The organism is Bradyrhizobium pachyrhizi, assembly GCF_029714545.1.
GTDB classification, from domain to species: domain Bacteria; phylum Pseudomonadota; class Alphaproteobacteria; order Rhizobiales; family Xanthobacteraceae; genus Bradyrhizobium; species Bradyrhizobium pachyrhizi.
This window is the reverse complement of the sequence record NZ_CP121667.1, coordinates 5,657,866-5,671,748: the sequence shown is the minus strand read 5'-3', so window position 1 is coordinate 5,671,748 and position 13,883 is coordinate 5,657,866. Positions and strand designations below refer to the sequence as shown.

The window sequence follows — 13,883 nt, the reverse complement described above, 5'->3', positions numbered from 1 at the left end:
TTTTGAAGATCAGGCGACGGATCGCGCCCGCTTCACGTCGGGCGGCGTCGCCTCATCCACCAGCGCGGCGATCGCCTCATCGGTCGGCATCACGGTCTGCCGCTCGCTGCCGAGGCGGCGGACCGAGACCGAATGGGTTTCGGCTTCCTTCTTGCCGACGACGAGCAGGGCCGGAATCTTGGCCAGCGAGTGCTCGCGGACCTTGTAGTTGATCTTCTCGTTGCGCAGGTCGATCTCGACCCGCAGCCCGGCGCGGCGCGCGGCGGCTGCCACCACCTTGGCGTACTCGTCGCCTTCGGAGGTGATGGTCGTGACCACGAGCTGCGTCGGCGCCAGCCAGAGCGGGAAGTTGCCGGCATAGTGCTCGATCAGGATGCCGATGAAGCGCTCCATCGAACCGCAGATCGCGCGGTGCACCATGACGGGTGCCTTCTTCGAGCCGTCGTGATCGATGTAGAACGCGCCGAACCGCTCCGGCAGGTTGAAGTCGACCTGGGTCGTGCCGCACTGCCAGTCGCGGCCGATGGCGTCGCGCAGCACATACTCGAACTTCGGTCCGTAGAACGCGCCTTCGCCCGGATTGATCTCAGTCCGGATGCGGTTGCTGCCCTTGGCCTTGATCTCCGACAGCACCGTCGCCATCACGCGCTCGGCGTGATCCCACATCTCGTCGGTGCCGACCCGCTTCTCCGGCCGCGTCGAGAGCTTGACCGTGAGCTCGCCGTCGAAGCCGAAATCGGCGTAGGTCGACAGGATCAGGTCGTTGATCTTGAGACACTCGTCGGCGAGCTGCTGCTCGGTGCAGAACACATGGGCGTCGTCCTGGGTGAAGCCGCGCACCCGCATCAGGCCGTGCATCGCGCCCGACGGCTCATAGCGATGCACGACGCCGAACTCGGCGAGCCGCAACGGCAGGTCGCGGTAGCTCTTCAGCCCGTGCTTGAATATCTGTACATGGCCGGGGCAGTTCATCGGCTTCAGCGCGAACCAGCGCTTGTCCTCGGCCTCGTCGCCGGCGGACTGCGCCGCGAACATGTTCTCGCGGTACCAGTCCCAATGGCCCGAGGTCTCCCACAGCGCCTTGTCGAGGATCTGCGGGGCGTTGACCTCGTTGTAATCGCCGAGCAGCCGGCGCCGCATATAGGCGATCAGCTGCTGGAAGATGGTCCAGCCCTTGGGGTGCCAGAACACCACGCCCGGGCCTTCCTCCTGGAAGTGGAACAGGTCGAGCTCGCGGCCGAGCTTGCGATGGTCGCGCTTCTCGGCTTCCTCGATCTGCTTGAGATAGGCGTCGAGGTCTTCCTGCTTGGCGAATGCCGTGCCGTAGATGCGGGTCAGCATCGGATTGTTGGAGTCGCCGCGCCAATACGCGCCCGCCACCTTCATCAGCTTGAAGGCGTTGCCGATCTTGCCGGTCGAGGTCATGTGCGGGCCGCGGCAGAGATCGAACCAGTCACCCTGGAAGTAGATCTTGATCGGCTCGTTGCCGGGAATGGCGTCGACCAGCTCGACCTTGAAGGCCTCGCCCTTGTCGCGGAACACCTGCTTGGTCTTCTCGCGATCCCAGACTTCCTTGGTGAACGGCTTGTCGCGCGCGACGATCTCGCGCATCCGCTTCTCGATCGCGGCAAAATCTTCCGGGGTGAACGGCTCGTTGCGGAAGAAGTCGTAGTAGAAGCCGTTCTCGATCACCGGGCCGATCGTGACCTGGGTGCCCGGCCACAGCGACTGCACGGCCTCCGCCAGCACATGCGCGGCATCGTGCCGGATCAGTTCCAGCGCACGCGGGTCTTCGCGGCCGATCAGCTCGATCTTGGCGTCGGCCTCGATCGGATCATTGAGGTCGGCAAGCGTGCCGTCGAGCGCCATCGCGACGGTGCGCTTGGCGAGCGAGGGCGAAATGCCTTTGGCGATGTCGAGACCGGTAGTCCCTCTCGGGAAATCGCGCCTCGCTCCATCAGGGAAGGTGAGGGCGATCTTGTTCACGGGTTCTGCGGGTTTGAGGTTAGAGAGGCTGTACTGGAATCCGGATTCGGATTTGGGTGGCGTATCGGCCATGGTGTCTCCTGTAGCTCACTCCTGCGAACGAGCGCAGGTAAGCGGAAAGCAGCGGTATAGCAGGGGATTTGACGCCTGCAATCCGGCAATATCAAGAAAATGGGCCTCCGGCCGCACGGATTTGAACAAGGCTCGGCCGCAGCTGACGCCACGGATCGTTGCGACGCTGCCGATCATCGTCTAACGTCCGGCGTCCGTTTTCCGCCATCGCGCGATCCGCAAGGTTCATGTTTTCCCGTCTCCTGTTTTTCGTGGCGTTGCTTCTGATCCCGGGCGTGTTGCGGGCGGAAGAAACACCGGTCCAGAAGGCCGGATTTGCGAAAAAGCTGACCATCTATCTCGCCCATGGGCCGGCGAACGCCTGCGGCGCCGGCTGCGATCGCTGGATCGCGATCGAAGGCGAGATCGATCGGGAAGCCGCGCAGCGGATTCGCACCTTCCTGTTTGCCAACAAGGACAGGCAGCTTCCGATCTACCTTCATTCGCCGGGCGGCAACGTCGAGCAGTCCTATGGGATCGCGCGGTTCCTGCGCGCGCACAAGGCAATCGCCCGGGTCGGCCGTACTATCGTGCCGGCCTGTTCCACAGGCACACAGATTGACGCCGCCTGCCTGAAGATCAAGGCCGCCAAGGGAGAGGTCGAGGCCGAACTCACCACGCGCAACGCGATGTGCGTCTCGGCCTGCGCCTATCTGTTCCTGGGCGCGACCAGCCGCGAAGTGGCGCCCGATTCGGTGCTCGCGGTGCATAACTCCAAGCTGATGTTCGTCGTCCACGGGCATCCGCCTGCGCAGGTCGTCGCGGACTTCAGGCGGCGCGAGATGGTGAGCGCCGATCGCGACCGCAATGTATTCCTCGCGGCGATGGGCATCAGCCATGAGCTCAGCGACCTCATCAAGTCCGTGAAGTTCGAGGACCTGCACGTGCTGACGCGGCCGGAGCTCTATCGATTCGGCATCGATACGCGGCCGCTGCCGGAAACCCTTTGGGCGGTGGAGAAGGAGACACGGCCCTATGTTCGCAAGATCGTGCAGCAGAAAAGAGCCGACGGCAGCGCGTTCCGCATGATGGAGTGGCGGCTGTTCTGCGAGAGCAAGGATCGCGGGCGGCTGATGTTCGTGCGCGAGTTCGAGGAGGGGGCAGCCGGCAAGGGCACGGTGGTGATGATGGCCGGCGCGACCAGAACCGTCGCATTCGGCCGGTCGGCGCGGTTCGGCAAATACGAGGTCTGGAGCGAGGCGGTGACCTCGGACACCGTCAAGGCGATGCTCGCGGCCCCGCATCTGCAGATCGGCGAAAGCCCGCCGGCAGCCGACGCCAAGCTTGACGCCAAGCTTGACGCCAAGTCTGACGTCAAGTCTGACACCAAGTCCGGCCTTGCGACATTCGATATCGGCACCACCGGGCTGGAGCGGGGCTGGACGCAGCTTCTGGCATCATGCCCGGCGGCGACCGCTGGTCCGAAGCCTGCGAGCCCGTTGCCGGCCGCCGTGTCGCCGAGCGTCAGTGCGGTGCCGGCGGCATCGCCGTCGCCATGAGCGCAAGAGGCGCCGTTCGATCAGGTGCCATGCATTTAGATGCAGTTGCATCGATCTCGGCGTCTGCTAACAACGCGGCGTGAAACGCTTCGCTCCCACCGCATTGATGCTTGGCAACATCGTCACCGGCTGCTCGGTGCTCGCGCCGGCCGGCATGCTGGCGGAGTTGTCCGACGGACTAGGCGTCACGATCCACACCGCGGGTCTCCTGATCACCTTCGGCGCGATCGTGCTGTGCGTGGGCTCGCCGGTGACGGCGTGGTTGACCAGCCGGACCGAGCGGCGGGCCTTGCTGACGGCGACGCTGCTGGTGCTGACCCTGACCAATGCTGCTTCTGCCTTCGTGCCGAACTACGACAGCCTCCTGATCATTCGGCTGGTGATGCTCGCGGTCGGCGTGCTCTACACGCCGCAGGCGGCAGGCACCGCGGCACTGATCGTGCCGGTGGAGAAGCGCGGCAGCACGATTGCCTACATCTTCCTCGGCTGGTCGCTGGCCGCCGCGATCGGGCTGCCGCTGATCACCTTCATCGCAAGCCGCTACGGCTTTCGCGCGACCTATGGCGCGATCGCGCTGACCGGGCTCGTCAGCTCCCTGCTGCTGTGGTGGCGGCTGCCAGGCGGATTGCACGGCGCGCCGGTTGATCTCCGAACCTGGGTCGATCTCGGCCGCAATACGATGGTCATTCTGCTGCTGTCGATCACGACGCTGCAGATGTCCGGCCAGTTCGTGGTGTTCACCTTCATGGGGCCGCTGCTCGCCAAGCTGACCGGCGCCAATGCGGACGCCGTCGGGATCGTGTTCGCGCTCTACGGCATCTTCGGGTTCGTCGGCATCGTGATCGCAACGCGCGTGGTGGATTCCTGGGGCGCCTGGAAGACCTCGGTCCTGTTCACCGTGCTGCTGCTCGCAGGCGTCGCCGGCTGGGCGCTGAGCGCCGGCGCCTACGCCCTGATGGCCGCCTCCGTCGCGGTGTGGGGCCTCGGCTTTGCGTCGACCAATTCGATGCAGCAGGTACGCCTGGTCGGTGCTGCTCCGGCGCTCGCTTCGGCGTCGGTCTCGCTCAATACCTCGGTGCTGTATATCGGCCAGGCCATCGGCTCCGCGATCGGTGGCTTGCTGTTCGCCCGCGAATGGCTGCACAGCGCGGGCTACGTGGCCACGGCCTTCGTCGCGGCGGCGCTTGCGGTCGTGGTCATCACGCGGCCGCGACGGACGGCTGTAACCGCCGCGGCCGAGTGAACGGTTGGCTTTCACGCTTGTGTTCGCGAGAGCATCCCAAGCAACGATCCGCGTGAGGAACATCCGGGAACTCGACTGCGCGTCACCACCTCACGCTTTGACTGGGCACGATGAACGCCGTCGTGCTCGGCTTGTTCGGATTGTGGGTGAAGTAGCCGTAGGCGGCGACGATCACGACGAGCAAGGCAAGCACGGCCAGCAAGTCGATCTGCCGGGGATCATGACCGTTGTGGCTGATTTTCCAGCGCATTGTTGTTTCCTCCCCAAGGGGGGCAATGAAACAATGCGCCAACTATCGCCACAGTTCCGCCGGGCAGCAATGCGCGCCGCGCTTGGACGTGCCGCAGCAATCGATCAATTGTCGTTGACGCCGCGTCAGCCTTCGTTGACGCCGCGCCAGCGGCCATAGCGCCAGGGCAGGTACCAGCGTGCCCCGGGCGGCTTCGTCAGCGGGACATTATCGATCCCGGATGTGCCCCAGGGCTGGCAGCGCAGCAGCCTTGCCAGCGTCATCCAGCCGCCGCCCCACAGGCCGAAGCGTTCGATCGCCTCGTCGCCATAGATGGAGCAGGTCGGCAGATGCCGGCAGTTGTAGCCGACCAGCGGCGACAGCGTGTGCCGGTAGATCCAGATCAGGGCGCGGCCGAGGTTGCGCGGCAAGCGGCGCATGGTGCTGGCACAGTCCATGCATCGTGGATGGTGTGTCGTTGAATGGTCTGTCGGCGGCATACGCAAGTATGTACGTAGTCTTGCGGGGGTTCCAAGCCAAGGAACTGTTTTGTTGCAGATATTTACGCCACAGTTCGTTATTATTGCACAGCACCGATGGCGCTGCAGCAAGGGCTCTATGGACGGTCCGGGTCAGCAGCGCTACCGTTCCCATAACGCGCCGCTGACAGAATCGTGGCGCATTGCCATGGGGCCATTGCCACCGCTCGCATCACCAAGGGCTTGGGGGAAGGAACCAAATTGAGGCTCGTCAAGTCGCTCTCGTTGCGCAGTTGGGCGCTTACCGGCGCCGTTGCTCTTTGCTTCGCGGTTTCCGGCACCGCCGCCATGGCGGGCGGTTCCGCGCAGGCCAATTCGACCCTCGAAGAGCGCAAGCTGCCGATGAAGTTCAGCTGGATCGCCTGCCAGCCGAATTGCCGCGGCTGGGTGTCCGCGGTCGGTATCATCACGGCCGATAGTCCGAGGGAATTCGACGAGTTCGCGCGCGGCCGCCAGCTCAACGGCGCCACCATCGTGCTCGATTCCAGCGGCGGCTCGGTCAACGACGCAATCGCGCTCGGCCGCCGCTTCCGCGGTCTCGGCGTGCTGACCACGGTCGGCACCAGCGTCGTCAATCAGGCCGCGCAGAGCGGCCGCGCGAGCGTTCTGCCGGATGCCTATTGCGAGTCGATGTGCGTGTTCCTGCTGTTGTCGGGCAAGACGCGCTATGTTCCGCCGGCCGCCCATGTCCGCGTGCATCAGATCTGGATGGGCGATCGCGCTGACGACGCCAAGGCCGCGAGCTACACCGCGCAGGACCTGATGATCGTCGAGCGCGATATCGGCCGTCTTGCCAAGTACACCTTCGATATGGGCGGCGCGGGGGATTTGCTGGCGCTCTCGCTCAGCGTGCCGCCGTGGGAGGACCTGCACGAGTTGTCGACGGCCGAATTGCGGCTGACCAATCTCATCACCACCGAGGCGGTTGCCGACGTGCTGCCGCGGCAGGACAACACCAAGGACAACGCAATTCCCGTCGCCGAGGCGAATCCGAAGAACAACGATCGCTTCGTGAGCAGCGCGATGGAGGGCGAGGCGTCGCAGGCGGCGAGGGCGACCAAGACCGCCGAGGCCGTGGTGCCGACCGGTGGCAGCGCAGCGCCGGCGCCGGTCCAGCCCGCGCAGTAAGCTTCGTCTCGTTCGTGGATGCGTAAGCGGACCTCTGATGCGCAATTGCGCATCGGGGACCTCGAGGTGGAATCTTACGCCGGCTGCGACGCCTTGGCCTCGATCTGGCCGATCGCATCGACCACGGCATCGAAGGTCAGCATGGTCGAGGCATGGCGGGCCTTGTAGTCGCGCACCGGCTCGAGCAGCGCGATATCGGCCCATTTGCCGCCCTGCGGGGGCTGGCCATTTTCCTTCAGCATCTTGCGGACCGTCTCGCGCAATTCGCGCAACTCGTCCGCGGTCGAGCCCACCACCCGGCTCGCCATGATCGAGGAGGAGGCCTGGCCGAGCGCACAGGCCTTCACGTCATGGGCGAAATCCGTCACCACGGGACCGTCCATCTTGAGGTCGACCTTGACGGTCGAACCGCACAATTTGGAGTGGGCGGTGGCGCTGGCGTCCGGGTCGGCCAGCCGTCCGAGGCGCGGAATATTGCCGGCCAACTCGATGATCCGCTTGTTGTAAATGTCGTTCAGCATGGGGACAGATGCCTGGTTCCGGCCGTGCCGGGCGCTCTTGGCGGCTGGGTTGCACCGTCCTATATATGGACGGCAACGTCGGAAACATAGCCCGGCCATGCAGCCACCGCGGCCCACCTCCGCCGCGGCGGTGCTACAATTATGGGACTCAGGCGCCCGGCGGTCGAACCATCCGCCCCGTCTGCCCGGTGACACATCCGGACCAAGGTCAAATCCGAGGGCCGGTCGAACGGAGAAGACATGGACGCCTTGATCAAATCGATTCGCCCCAGCAAGCCGGCCGACGCCAAGCCCGGCGAGCTCGACCCCTCAGAATTCATGACGGCGGCCGTTCGTGCCGACCAGCCGCGCCCGTCGCGGGCGGAGGCGGAGGACGCCGTGAAGACGCTGCTCGCCTATATCGGCGAGAACACCGGCCGCGAGGGCCTGCTCGACACGCCGCGCCGGGTCGTCGAGGCCTATGACGAGCTCTATCAGGGCTACCACCAGTGCCCGGCCGAGGTGCTGAACCGCACCTTCGGCGAGACCGCCGGCTACGACGATTTCGTCCTCGTCCGCGACATCGAGTTCACCTCGCAGTGCGAGCATCACATGATGCCGTTCTACGGCAAGGCGCATATTGCCTATACGCCGGTGGAGCGCGTCGTCGGCCTTTCCAAGCTGGCGCGGCTGACCGACATCTTCGCCCGCCGTCTGCAGACCCAGGAGCATCTCACCGCGCAGGTCGCTGCTGCGATCGACGAGGTGCTGAAGCCCCGCGGCGTTGCCGTGCTGATCGAGGCGGAGCATACCTGCATGTCGGTGCGCGGCGTTGCCAAGCATGGTGCATCGACCTTCACCAGCCGCTTCACCGGCATGTTCCGCGACAATCCGGCGGAGCAGCAGCGTTTCCTGTCCCTGGTGCGAGGACCGAACCGGTAACCTCGCATTTTCCCGAGCGAGGTTTTCCGTGTCCGCAGCGACCCACGATCACGACCGCGAGGAGGGGCTGGCCTTCCAGCCCAAGTTCGACGCGGCAGGCCTTGTGACCTGCGTCGCGACCGATGCCGCGACCGGCGACGTGCTGATGGTCGCGCATATGAACGACGCAGCCCTGCGCAAGACGATCGCGACCGGCGAGGGCTGGTACTTCAGCCGCTCGCGCAATGCGCTGTGGCGCAAGGGCGAGAGCTCGGGCCAGACCCAGCGCGTGGTCGAGATCCGGATGGATTGCGATCAGGACGCGGTGTGGATCAAGGTCGAGCAGATCGGCGCCGCCTGCCACACCGGACGGCGCTCCTGCTTCTATCGCGCGGTGAAGGACGAGGGCGGCAATGTCAGCCTGTCCTTTGTCGACGCCGAGCAGCTGTTCGATCCGGCGCAGGTCTATCGCAAATAGAGCGTTGACCTAGATCAAATGCGATGCATCGAAGTGGTGCACTGCGTTGCCTCCTGTTCGGCTGTGTGCAAGTAATTGCACATCGTCGTCGCGCTGGGGGTGAGTTGTGGCGCATCGTCTGATACCGCTTGTTGGGTTTCTCGCCTGGGTTGTGTTGCCGATCGGTGCAGCGCAATCGCAAACAACCGAGCGCGCACCCGATACGATGGCCGCGCGCGTCCTTGCCTGTGCGCCGTGTCACGGCGCCGAAGGCGAGGGCACCAGCGACGCCTATTTCCCGCGGCTGGCCGGCAAGCCGGCGGGCTATCTCTACAACCAGCTCGTCGCATTCCGGGATGGACGGCGGAAATATCCGCCGATGAACTACCTGCTGGAGTTTCAGACCGACGATTACCTGAAGAAGATCGCCGAATATTTCGCCTCACTCAGGCCGGCATTTCCGCCGCCCGTCCCGCCGGTCGACAGCAAGGAGATTCTGGCGCGCGGCGAGACGATCGTGAAGAACGGCGATCCGCAGCACGGCATTCCGCCCTGTTCAGCCTGCCATGGTCCCACATTGGGCGGCATGGAGCCCGGCATTCCCGGCCTGCTTGGCCTGCGCGCGGCCTATATCAGCGGCCAGCTCGGCGGCTGGCGCTACGGCACGCGGACCGCGTTCGCTCCCGATTGCATGCAGATCGTCGCGAGCCTGCTGACCGAGGACGATGTGAAGGCGGTGGCTGCCTACCTGTCCTCGCGTCCGGCGCCGGCGGATCCATCCTTCGCGCCGCGAGGCAGTCTTCCGATGCCGCTCGAATGCGGCAGCGAACCGCATTGAAGGGATCGTGCCGATGTCGCGAACCTTAACAGGACTGCTTGTCGGATTGATGCTGGCATTGTCGCCAATTGGGGCTTCGGCGCAGCAGAAGGCGGCCGATCCGGCCGTCCTCGCCAAGGGCGAGTATCTCGCACGCGCCGGCGATTGCATCGCCTGCCACACCGCGCGCGAAGGCAAGACCTTCGCCGGCGGCCTCCCGATGAAGACGCCATTCGGCACGCTCTACACGTCGAACATCACGCCCGACCCGCAAACCGGGATCGGCACGTGGACCTCCGATCAGTTCTACCAGATGATGCACAATGGCCGCTTCCCCGATGGCGGCCTGGTCTATCCGGCGATGCCGTTCGCCTCCTATACCAAGGTGACGCGCGAGGACAGCGACGCGATCTACGCCTATTTGCGCACGGTGCCGCCGGTCAGGCAGCTCAACAAGCCGCATGACCTGACATTCCCGTTCAACAACCGCTCGCTGATCCTCGGCTGGCGCACGCTGTTCTTCAGGGAAGGCGAGTTCAAGCCTGATCCAACGAAGTCGGCAGAGTGGAACAGAGGTAACTATCTGGTCGAGGGGCTGGGTCATTGCGGGATGTGTCACACCCCGATCAATGCGCTCGGCGGCAGCAAGCAGTCGCAGGCCTTCGAGGGCGGCCTGATCCCGATGCAGAACTGGTACGCGCCGTCGCTGACCTCCAACAAGGAGACCGGGCTCGGCGACTGGACGATCGAGGAGATCGTCGACTATCTGCGCAAGGGCGTGTCCGCCAAGGGCGCCGTGTACGGGCCGATGGCCGAGGTCGTCTACAACAGCCTGCAATATCTCAATGATGATGATGCGCGCGCGATGGCGGTCTACCTGAAGGGCCTTGCGCAGGGCGGTCCTCCGGAGAAGGCGTCGACTTCGCTGCCGTCGGCCGAGAGCAGTCTGCTGCTGTCCTTTGGCAAGTCGATCTATGACCGCGACTGCGCAAGCTGTCATGGCGCGACCGGGCAGGGCATGCCGCCGGATTATCCGCCGCTTGCCGGCAATCAGTCGATCCAGATGGTCTCCGCGGTGAACCCGATCCGGATGGTGCTCAATGGCGGATATCCGCCGGGGACGTCGGGCAATCCGATGCCCCACGGCATGCCGCCGTTCGCGCAGAAGCTGTCGGATGACGAGGTCGCGGCTGTCGTGACCTACATTCGAACGGCCTGGGGCAATCGCGGCGAGCCGGTGTCGGCGCGGCAGGCTAACGAACTGCGGGCAGCAACGCTGAACTAGGGGTGCGATCATGATCAACTCGTCTTCGCCGCAACCGCCGGCATCGGGCTCGGAAGACGATGATGTCGAGGCCATCGTGCGCGCCGGTCCGGGCGGCGCGGTCGCGGTCGCGGGTATTGCGACGGCGGTCGTGGTCGGGTTGTGGTTTGCCTTCTATCTGCTGGTCTTCCTGCCGCGGAGCGTTCCCTGATGGCGAGCGAGACCGATCACAGCCTCGGCGAGGCCGTTGCCGCACGGATCGAGCGGCGCTGGGCGACGCTGTCGATCGTCATTGTCGGCGTCCTGGTCGGCATGGCGACCTATATCGGCATCCATCAGGCGACGATGCCGCAGGGCCGGGTCGAAACCGCCGATCCCAAGACGCTGCATCTGTCGGGCGAATTCGTCGAGAGCAATCTCGGCAGCGAAATGCAGGCCGACGGATCGGTCACCGTGCGCGCGATTGGCCAGCAATATTCCTTCACACCGCAATGCATCGTGGTGCCCGCGGAAACGCCGATCACCTTCCGCGCCACCAGCGCCGATGTCGTCCACGGTTTTCTGATCGAGGGCACCAACATCAACACGATGCTGGTGCCGGGCTACGTCACGGACCTGCCGGTGCGCTTCAAGGCGCCGGGCGATCACGTGATGCCGTGCCAGGAATTCTGCGGCATCGGCCACCAGGGCATGTGGGGCAAGGTCAAGGTGATCGACAAGGCTGCGTTCCGTGACATGGCGGCAGCGAAGCGGAGGCTGACCTGTGTTGATTAACAAGCGGCTGATCGCGGCGCATTTCTGGCTTGCCTTCATCGTGTTCGGCGTCGCGCTGGTGCTCGGCGCCTGGCAGATGTTTGTCCGCAGCCCGTTGAACGCCTGGCATTTCAATCCGGAATTCTATTATCGCTCGGTCACCGCCCATGGCTCGGCGATGGGATACGTATTCCCGACGCTGATTGCGATGGGATTCGGTTACGCGATCACCGAAGCCTCGCTCGAGAAAGAGCTGGTTGGACGGCGCTGGGCCTGGGTGGGCTTCTTCCTGGTCGCCGTCGGTGCCGTCGTCGCGATGATCCCGGTGTCGCTCGGGCTCGCCTCGGTACTCTACACCTTCTATCCGCCGATGGTCGGCAATCCCTTCTACTACATCGGCGTCGTCATGGTTGTGGTCGGCTCATGGATCTGGGTCGCGCTGATGGTGACCAATTTCGTGATCTGGAAGCGCGAGAACCCGGGCAAGCCGGTGCCGCTTGCGATGTACGCCAACGTCGCGGGCTCTTTGCTCTGGGGCTGGACCGCGGTCGGCGCGGCGCTGGAGATCCTGTTCCAGATCCTGCCCGTGGCGCTTGGGCTGAAGTCGACGATCGATGCGGGGCTGGCCCGCGTCTTTTTCTCCTGGACGCTGCACGCCATCGTCTATTTCTGGCTGATCCCGACCTACATCGCCTATTATACGATCTTCCCGCGGGCGATCGGCGGCCGGCTCTTCAGCGACGCGATGGCGCGGATTTCGTTCATCCTGTTCGTCGTGGTGGCGATGCCGATCGGCGTGCATCACCTGTTTGCCGACCCGCAGGTCGGCGCCGGATTCAAGTTCATGCATTCGGTGTTCACCGGCCTCGTCGCGCTGCCGACGCTGCTCACGGTGTTCACGATCTGCGCGTCGGCGGAGATTGCCAGCCGCCTGCGTGGCGGCCGCGGCGCCTTCGGCTGGATCGGCGCGCTGCCGTGGTCCAATCCGATCATGCTGGCGACGGCACTGTCGCTGGTCATGCTCGGCTTCGGCGGCGCCGGCGGTCTGATCAACATGAGCTATCAGCTCGACGCCACCGTGCACAACACGCAGTGGATCACCGGCCATTTCCACCTGATCTTCGGTGGCGCCATCGTGATCATGTATTTTGCCATCGCCTATGATCTGTGGCCGCATCTGACCGACCGTGCGCTGGACAGTTTTGGCCTGATGCGCACGCAGCTCTGGCTGTGGTTCATCGGCATGATCGTGACCACCTTCCCGTGGCACTATGTCGGTATCCTCGGCATGCCGCGCCGCATGGCCTATTACGACTATGCCAACCCGGCGATCTCGCCGCAGGCCCTGTCGGTCACGATGTCGGCAATCGGCGGCTTCATCCTGCTGCTGTCGGGCCTGCTGTTCCTGCTGGTGCTGATCCGCGGGCAGTTCGGCGCGCGAGGCGAGGCGGGTGCGTACCGCTTCGCGGTGCCGTTGCACATGCCGGAGCGAATTCCGGTCGCGCTCAACTCATTCGGCCTGTGGCTCGCATTGATGGTTGGTCTCACGGTGGTGAACTATGGTTTCCCGATCGCACAGCTGATGGCGCTGAACGAGACCAGCGTGCCCGCGGTCTATGTCGGAGCAGGCCGATGAGCGACCAGCCGCTGTTCTCGCTGCGCAATCCGTGGTTCGGCGCCAGCGTCGGCATCACGGCCGCGATCGCCGTGTTGTCGGCCGTCGCAGGCCTGATCTGGTTGCCGCTGGCGCAACCCAATTTGAAGCTTGCGGGGGTCTGGGATGCCATCTGCAGCGCGGCCGGCGTTCCGCGTGCCGCCGTGCAGGAGACCGGCATCAAGCCGGATTTCAAGACGTCCAATGTCGTCATGACGTCGGAAATGCTGACCAAGGTGAATCAGGTCTCGATCGGGCGGGGCGCAACGCTGGCGCAGCGCTGCGCGATCTGTCACGGACCGCAGGGCGTCAGCGACGCCCATTCACCGAACCTCGCCGGGCAATTTGCCGCGGTGACCTACAAGGAACTGAACGACTTCAAGACCGGCGCTCGGGTCAGCGTGGTGATGAGCCCGTTCGCCGCGGCGATGAGCGATCAGGACATGAAGGACGTTGCGGCCTATTACGCCTATCTGCCGCGGGTGCCTTCGAACAATCTGGATACCGGGCGTCCCGCGCCGGTGATCGTGGTGACGGGCGCCCCGATGCGCAACATCGCGCCTTGCGGCTCCTGCCACGGCGATGTCGACAACAAGGCGGGAAGCCCCTGGCTCGGCGGCCAGTCGGCGGTCTACATCAAGGCACAGCTCGAGGCCTTTGCATCCGGAGCCCGCCGCAATGACATCAGCCAGCAGATGCGCAACATCGCGCGCCAGATGACGGCCGACGAGATCGACCAGGTCGCGCATTACTACGAGGCCCAGCCCTGAACCGACGCTATT

The 13,883-nt window shown here is 64.7% G+C and carries 15 protein-coding genes; 11 read left to right on the top strand and 4 right to left on the bottom strand.

What is annotated here, in order from left to right:
• Nucleotides 1-9: 9 nt before the first annotated feature.
• Nucleotides 10-2,058 (bottom strand): threonine--tRNA ligase, encoded by a 2,049-nt coding sequence (gene thrS / locus QA639_RS26895; RefSeq protein WP_157346305.1) that lies wholly within the window; start codon nt 2,056-2,058, stop codon nt 10-12.
• Between the two features lie 227 nt (nt 2,059-2,285).
• Between thrS and QA639_RS26890 the strand changes: the two genes are divergently transcribed.
• Nucleotides 2,286-3,596 (top strand): COG3904 family protein, encoded by a 1,311-nt coding sequence (locus QA639_RS26890; RefSeq protein ID WP_050384751.1) that lies wholly within the window; start codon nt 2,286-2,288, stop codon nt 3,594-3,596.
• A 106-nt stretch (nt 3,597-3,702) separates the two neighbouring features.
• The gene (locus QA639_RS26885) at nt 3,703-4,839 is read left to right on the top strand and encodes an MFS transporter (protein ID WP_283090625.1); all 1,137 of its coding nucleotides are present in this window, start codon (nt 3,703-3,705) and stop codon (nt 4,837-4,839) included.
• 82 nt (nt 4,840-4,921) lie between these two features.
• Here the strand turns inward: QA639_RS26885 and QA639_RS26880 are convergent, their stop codons facing one another.
• Together QA639_RS26880 and yidD are read right to left on the bottom strand one after the other, a co-directional pair.
• Nucleotides 4,922-5,089 carry a hypothetical protein gene (locus tag QA639_RS26880; protein ID WP_016843922.1) on the bottom strand — a complete coding sequence of 56 codons (168 nt, stop codon included), beginning with the start codon at nt 5,087-5,089 and terminating at the stop codon, nt 4,922-4,924.
• A 125-nt stretch (nt 5,090-5,214) separates the two neighbouring features.
• On the bottom strand, nt 5,215-5,526 hold the full coding sequence (gene yidD, locus QA639_RS26875; protein WP_028336159.1) for a membrane protein insertion efficiency factor YidD: 312 nt from the start codon (nt 5,524-5,526) through the stop codon (nt 5,215-5,217).
• Between the two features lie 282 nt (nt 5,527-5,808).
• Here yidD and QA639_RS26870 point away from each other — a divergent pair, with 282 nt between their 5' ends.
• On the top strand, nt 5,809-6,735 hold the full coding sequence (locus QA639_RS26870) for a COG3904 family protein (protein ID WP_283087686.1): 927 nt from the start codon (nt 5,809-5,811) through the stop codon (nt 6,733-6,735).
• A gap of 74 nt (nt 6,736-6,809) precedes the next feature.
• On the opposite strand, the gene QA639_RS26865 is transcribed toward QA639_RS26870, so the two are convergent.
• Nucleotides 6,810-7,256 carry an iron-sulfur cluster assembly scaffold protein gene (locus QA639_RS26865; RefSeq protein WP_157346303.1) on the bottom strand — a complete coding sequence of 149 codons (447 nt, stop codon included), beginning with the start codon at nt 7,254-7,256 and terminating at the stop codon, nt 6,810-6,812.
• 240 nt (nt 7,257-7,496) lie between these two features.
• Between QA639_RS26865 and folE the strand changes: the two genes are divergently transcribed.
• The 8 genes from folE to QA639_RS26825 all read left to right on the top strand — a co-directional run bounded on the left by folE (nt 7,497) and on the right by QA639_RS26825 (nt 13,871).
• Entirely contained in the window at nt 7,497-8,177 is a 681-nt protein-coding gene (folE, locus tag QA639_RS26860) for a GTP cyclohydrolase I FolE (RefSeq protein WP_028336162.1), read from the top strand.
• 28 nt (nt 8,178-8,205) lie between these two features.
• Nucleotides 8,206-8,634, top strand: a complete 429-nt coding sequence (gene hisI, locus QA639_RS26855; RefSeq protein WP_283087685.1) for a phosphoribosyl-AMP cyclohydrolase — start codon at nt 8,206-8,208, stop codon at nt 8,632-8,634.
• A gap of 205 nt (nt 8,635-8,839) precedes the next feature.
• Nucleotides 8,840-9,451, top strand: coding sequence for a c-type cytochrome (locus QA639_RS26850; protein WP_080667172.1), 612 nt, complete (start codon nt 8,840-8,842; stop codon nt 9,449-9,451).
• Between the two features lie 13 nt (nt 9,452-9,464).
• Nucleotides 9,465-10,715 (top strand): c-type cytochrome, encoded by a 1,251-nt coding sequence (locus QA639_RS26845; protein WP_428841064.1) that lies wholly within the window; start codon nt 9,465-9,467, stop codon nt 10,713-10,715.
• 10 nt (nt 10,716-10,725) lie between these two features.
• Nucleotides 10,726-10,905, top strand: a complete 180-nt coding sequence (locus QA639_RS26840; RefSeq protein WP_028336166.1) for a membrane protein — start codon at nt 10,726-10,728, stop codon at nt 10,903-10,905.
• On the top strand, nt 10,905-11,468 hold the full coding sequence (locus QA639_RS26835) for a cupredoxin domain-containing protein (RefSeq protein ID WP_028336167.1): 564 nt from the start codon (nt 10,905-10,907) through the stop codon (nt 11,466-11,468). Before QA639_RS26840 ends, QA639_RS26835 begins: the two co-directional genes overlap by 1 nt.
• Complete coding sequence (locus QA639_RS26830) at nt 11,458-13,083, top strand: b(o/a)3-type cytochrome-c oxidase subunit 1 (RefSeq protein ID WP_028336168.1); 1,626 nt, start codon at nt 11,458-11,460, stop codon at nt 13,081-13,083. The genes QA639_RS26835 and QA639_RS26830 overlap by 11 nt, the downstream gene beginning before the upstream one ends.
• Complete coding sequence (locus tag QA639_RS26825) at nt 13,080-13,871, top strand: c-type cytochrome (RefSeq protein WP_028336169.1); 792 nt, start codon at nt 13,080-13,082, stop codon at nt 13,869-13,871. The genes QA639_RS26830 and QA639_RS26825 overlap by 4 nt, the downstream gene beginning before the upstream one ends.
• The last annotated feature ends 12 nt before the right edge of the window (nt 13,872-13,883 follow it).

Excerpts from the sequence above, each read along its gene's own strand:
- QA639_RS26890 (WP_050384751.1), top strand. The coding sequence starts at position 2,286 with ATGTTTTCCCGTCTCCTGTTTTTCGTGGCGTTGCTTCTGATCCCGGGC.
- QA639_RS26880 (WP_016843922.1), bottom strand. The coding sequence starts at position 5,089 with ATGCGCTGGAAAATCAGCCACAACGGTCATGATCCCCGGCAGATCGAC.
- QA639_RS26845 (WP_428841064.1), top strand. The coding sequence starts at position 9,465 with ATGTCGCGAACCTTAACAGGACTGCTTGTCGGATTGATGCTGGCATTG.
- folE (WP_028336162.1), top strand. The coding sequence starts at position 7,497 with ATGGACGCCTTGATCAAATCGATTCGCCCCAGCAAGCCGGCCGACGCC.
- thrS (WP_157346305.1), bottom strand. The coding sequence starts at position 2,058 with ATGGCCGATACGCCACCCAAATCCGAATCCGGATTCCAGTACAGCCTC.
- QA639_RS26850 (WP_080667172.1), top strand. The coding sequence starts at position 8,840 with ATGGCCGCGCGCGTCCTTGCCTGTGCGCCGTGTCACGGCGCCGAAGGC.
- QA639_RS26840 (WP_028336166.1), top strand. The coding sequence starts at position 10,726 with ATGATCAACTCGTCTTCGCCGCAACCGCCGGCATCGGGCTCGGAAGAC.
- yidD (WP_028336159.1), bottom strand. The coding sequence starts at position 5,526 with ATGGACTGTGCCAGCACCATGCGCCGCTTGCCGCGCAACCTCGGCCGC.
- QA639_RS26865 (WP_157346303.1), bottom strand. The coding sequence starts at position 7,256 with ATGCTGAACGACATTTACAACAAGCGGATCATCGAGTTGGCCGGCAAT.
- QA639_RS26825 (WP_028336169.1), top strand. The coding sequence starts at position 13,080 with ATGAGCGACCAGCCGCTGTTCTCGCTGCGCAATCCGTGGTTCGGCGCC.
- QA639_RS26835 (WP_028336167.1), top strand. The coding sequence starts at position 10,905 with ATGGCGAGCGAGACCGATCACAGCCTCGGCGAGGCCGTTGCCGCACGG.
- QA639_RS26885 (WP_283090625.1), top strand. The coding sequence starts at position 3,703 with ATGCTTGGCAACATCGTCACCGGCTGCTCGGTGCTCGCGCCGGCCGGC.